This window comes from Mycobacterium sp., assembly GCF_035653355.1.
Taxonomy (GTDB): domain Bacteria; phylum Actinomycetota; class Actinomycetes; order Mycobacteriales; family Mycobacteriaceae; genus Mycobacterium.
In genome coordinates, this window is sequence record NZ_DASRBZ010000092.1 from 1 (window position 1) to 4,876 (window position 4,876).

The following is a 4,876-nucleotide window of genomic DNA, read 5'->3' on the forward strand; positions in this document are numbered from 1 at the left end:
CCGGGATCAGCTTTCCGATGATCACGTTCTCCTTCAGACCCTGCAGCTTGTCGCTGCGGCAGTTGATCGCCGCATCGGTCAGCACCCGCGTGGTCTCCTGGAACGACGCCGCGGAGAGCCACGAGTCCGTGGCCAACGACGCCTTGGTGATACCCATCAGCACCGGACGGCCGGCAGCGGGCTCGCCGCCCTCGGCCACCACCCGACGGTTCTCGGCCTCGAACTCTGCGCGGTCGATCAGCGAGCCGGGCAGGAATTCCGTTGAGCCCGAGTCGATGATCGTCACCCGGCGCAGCATCTGCCGGACGATCACCTCGATGTGCTTGTCGTGGATCGACACGCCCTGCGCCCGGTAGACCTGCTGGACCTCCTTGGTGAGGTGGATCTGCACCTCGCGGGGGCCCTGCACGCGCAGCACCTCGTGCGGGTCGGCGGAGCCTTCCATCAGCTGCTGGCCCACCTCGACGTGGTCGCCGTCGGCAAGCACGCGCTCGCTGCCGTCTTGGTGCTTGAACACGCGCAGCCGCTGACGCTTAGAGAGCCTGTCGTAGACCACTTCCTCGCCACCGTCGTCCGGAACGATGGTGATCTTGTAGAAGCGCTCGCCCTCCTCGAGCCGGATGCGTCCGGTGACGTCGGCGATCGGCGCCTTGCCCCGCGGCACCCGGGCCTCGAACAGCTCCTGGACCCGTGGCAGACCACTGACGATGTCCTCACCGACACCACCCTGGTGGAACGTGCGCATGGTCAGCTGCGTGCCCGGCTCACCAATCGACTGCGCGGCAACGATTCCCACCGCTTCGCCGATGTCGACCAGCTTGCCGGTGGCCATGGACCGCCCGTAGCAGGTCGCGCACACACCCATACCGGTCGCACAGGTCAGCACCGAACGCACCTTCACGTGGGTGATACCGGCGGCCAGCAGTGCCTCGATCTCCGGATCGCCCAGGTCTCGGCCGCGTTCGACGATGACGTTGCCGTCCTTGTCGACCGCGTCGGTGCCCAGCGTGCGGGCGTACGCCGAGGTCTCGATGAACGGGTCGCGGATCAGCGTGCCGTCGGCCTGGCGCTCGGCCAGCTCGACGGTGATCCCGCGCTCGGTGCCGCAGTCAGCCTCGCGGACGATGACGTCCTGCGACACGTCCACTAGCCGGCGGGTCAGGTAACCGGAGTCCGCGGTACGCAAGGCGGTGTCGGCCAAGCCTTTCCGCGCACCGTGGGTGTTGATGAAGTACTCCAACACCGTCAGACCTTCACGGAACGACGACTTGATCGGCCGCGGGATGAACTCACCCTTCGGGTTGGTCACCAGCCCCTTCATCCCGGCCAGCGTGCGGGTCTGGGTGAAGTTACCGGTAGCACCGGACTCCACGATCGTGATGATCGGGTTGTCGTCGGGGTAGTGGTCTCGGAGCGCCTGACCGACCTCGTCGGTGGCTTCCTTCCAGATCTCCACCAGTGCCTCGTTGCGCTCGTCGTGGTTCAACGCGCCACGCTGGAACTGCTTTTCGACCTTGTCGGCCCGCTCTTCGTAGGCGTCGAGGATCTCCTGCTTGTTCGGCGGCACCAGCACGTCAGCCATCGACACGGTCACACCGGAGCGGGTGGCCCAGTAGAAGCCGGCGTCCTTGAGCTTGTCGACGGTCTGGGCGACCACGATCATCGGGTAGCGCTCGGCCAGGTCGTTGATGATGGTGGCCTGCACCTTCTTGTGCATCTGCTTGTTCACGAACGGATAGCCCTGCGGCAGCAGCTCGTTGAACAGCACCCGGCCCAGCGTGGTGTCCGCTGTCCAGGCATCCCCTGCCCGCCAACCGTTTCGGCCGAACAGCTCGTCCTCGATTTCGACCGGCGGGCGCAGCTGGGAAAGCCGCACCTTGATCTTGGCCCGCACGCTCAAGGCGCCGCGGTCCATCGCCATGATCGCCTCGGCCGGCGAACTGTATACGCCGCTTTCCGGCGAATCCTTGGTGGCCGACTGGTATTCGCCGGTGTCGCCAGGGACTTCGGTGGTCAGGTAGTACAGCCCGGTCACCATGTCCAGCCGCGGCATGGCCAGCGGACGGCCCGACGCCGGCGACAGGATGTTGTTCGAGGACAGCATCAGGATGCGGGCCTCGGCCTGCGCCTCGGCGCTCAACGGCAGGTGCACCGCCATCTGGTCGCCGTCGAAGTCGGCATTGAACGCCTCACACACCAGCGGGTGCAGCTGAATTGCCTTGCCCTCGATCAGCATTGGCTCGAAAGCCTGGATACCCAACCGGTGCAGGGTCGGTGCGCGGTTCAGCAGCACCGGGTGCTCGGCGATGACCTCTTCGAGCACATCCCACACCTGCGGACGCTGACGCTCCACCATCCGCTTGGCGCTCTTGATGTTCTGCGCGTGGTTGAGGTCAACCAGCCGCTTCATCACGAACGGCTTGAACAGCTCGAGCGCCATCAGTTTCGGCAGACCGCACTGGTGCAGCTTGAGCTGCGGACCGACCACGATCACCGAACGGCCCGAGTAGTCGACGCGCTTACCGAGCAGGTTCTGACGGAACCGGCCCTGCTTACCCTTGAGCAGATCGCTCAACGACTTCAGCGGACGGTTGCCCGGCCCGGTGACCGGGCGGCCGCGCCGGCCGTTGTCGAACAGCGCGTCCACCGACTCTTGCAGCATCCGCTTCTCGTTGTTGACGATGATCTCGGGCGCACCGAGGTCGATCAGCCTCTTGAGCCGGTTGTTGCGGTTGATCACCCGGCGATACAGGTCATTCAAATCCGATGTGGCGAACCGGCCACCGTCGAGTTGCACCATCGGGCGCAGCTCCGGCGGAATCACCGGCACCGCGTCGAGCACCATGCCCATCGGCGAGTTGGACGACTGCTGGAACGCCGCCACCACCTTGAGCCGCTTCAGCGCGCGAAGCTTCTTCTGCCCCTTGCCGCTTCGGATGACCTCACGCAGCGAGTCCGCCTCGGCCTCGATGTCGAAGTTCTCGATCAGCTTCTGGATCGCCTCGGCGCCCATGGCGCCGGTGAAGTACTCGCCGTAGCGGTCGACCAGCTCGCGGTAGAGATTTTCGTCGACGATCAGCTGCTTCGGGGCCAGCTTGGTGAAGGTGTCCCAGATCTCCTGCAGCCGGTCCAGCTCACGCTGCGCACGGTCGCGGATCTGTCGCATCTCCCGCTCGCCGCCGTCGCGAACCTTGCGTCGGGCATCGGCTTTGGCGCCTTCGGCCTCCAGCTCGGCCAGGTCGGCCTCGAGCTTTTGGGCACGCGCCTCCAGCTCGGCGTCACGCTGGTCCTCGATCTGCTTGCGCTCAATGGCCATCTCGGCCTCAAGCGTGGACAGCTCGTTGTGCCGCATCTCGTCGTCGACCTCGGTGATGACGTAGGCCGCGAAGTAGATGATCTTCTCGAGATCCTTCGGCGCCAGGTCCAGCAGGTAGCCCAACCGTGAAGGCACGCCTTTGAAGTACCAGATGTGGGTGACCGGTGCGGCGAGCTCGATGTGGCCCATCCGCTCGCGGCGCACCTTGGCGCGAGTCACCTCGACACCGCAACGCTCACAGATGATGCCCTTGAAGCGCACGCGCTTGTACTTGCCGCAGTAGCACTCCCAGTCGCGAGTCGGTCCAAAGATCTTCTCGCAGAACAGGCCGTCCTTCTCCGGCTTCAGCGTGCGGTAGTTGATGGTTTCCGGCTTCTTCACTTCACCGTAAGACCATTGCCTGATGTCTTCCGCGGTGGCGAGGCCGATGCGGAGTTCATCGAAGAAGTTGACGTCTAGCACGTAACTCCCTTTCCCCTTGCGGGTTTAGTGACTAGATAATTAAGCAAGATCCTCGACAGAGGCAGATTCGTTGCGCGACAAGTTGATTCCCAAGTTGGCCGCGGCGCGTTCCAGGTCCTCGTCTTCGCCTTCGCGCAGCTCGATGGCCGCGCCGTCGCTTGAGAGCACCTCGACGTTGAGGCACAGCGACTGCAGTTCCTTAAGCAGCACCTTGAACGACTCGGGGATCCCCGGCTCGGGGATGTTCTCGCCCTTGACGATCGCCTCGTACACCTTGACCCGGCCGACGGTGTCGTCGGACTTGATGGTCAGCAGCTCCTGCAGCGTGTAGGCCGCGCCGTAGGCCTGCATGGCCCAGCACTCCATCTCGCCGAACCGCTGACCACCGAACTGCGCCTTACCGCCCAGCGGCTGCTGGGTGATCATCGAGTACGGCCCGGTCGAGCGGGCGTGGATCTTGTCGTCCACCAGGTGGTGCAGCTTCATGATGTACATGAAGCCGACCGTCACCGGGTACGGGAACGGCTCACCGGACCGCCCGTCGAACAGCACGGCCTTGCCGTCGCCGTCGACCAGCACCTCGCCGTCGCGGTTGGGCAGCGTGGCCGACAGCAGACCCTGCAGCTCGGCTTCCTGGGCGCCGTCGAACACCGGGGTGGCGACGATCTTGTTCGGCTCGGCCTCCAGCAACTGCTCGGGCAGCTTGGACGCCCAGTCCGGCAGCCCGTTGGAGGTGTCGATCTTCCAGCCGCTGTGGGCACACCAGCCCAGGTGGGTCTCGAGGATCTGGCCGATGTTCATCCGTCGCGGCACCCCGTGGGTGTTCAGGATGATGTCCACCGGGGTGCCGTCCGGCAGGAACGGCATGTCCTCGACCGGCAGGATTTTGCCGATCACGCCCTTGTTGCCGTGCCGGCCGGCCAGCTTGTCGCCGTCGGAGATCTTGCGCTTCTGGGCCACGTAGACGCGGACCAGCTCGTTGACTCCTGCGGGCAGCTCGTCGTCGTCCTCGCGGGAGAACACCCGGATGCCGATGACCTTGCCGGACTCGCCGTGCGGAACCTTCAGTGAGGTGTCGCGGACCTCGCGGGCCTTCTC

Annotated in this window: 1 protein-coding gene and 1 pseudogene; both read right to left on the reverse strand. The window is 65.1% G+C overall.

The window, feature by feature from the left end; translation table 11 throughout:
* On the reverse strand, window positions 1-3,778 hold a 3,778-nt coding region (locus VFA16_RS02990; RefSeq protein ID WP_324966389.1), incomplete at its 3' end, for a DNA-directed RNA polymerase subunit beta'.
* Window positions 3,779-3,817: 39 nt separating this feature from the next.
* A pseudogene (locus tag VFA16_RS02995) lies at window positions 3,818-4,876 on the reverse strand (DNA-directed RNA polymerase subunit beta); the annotation flags it as partial.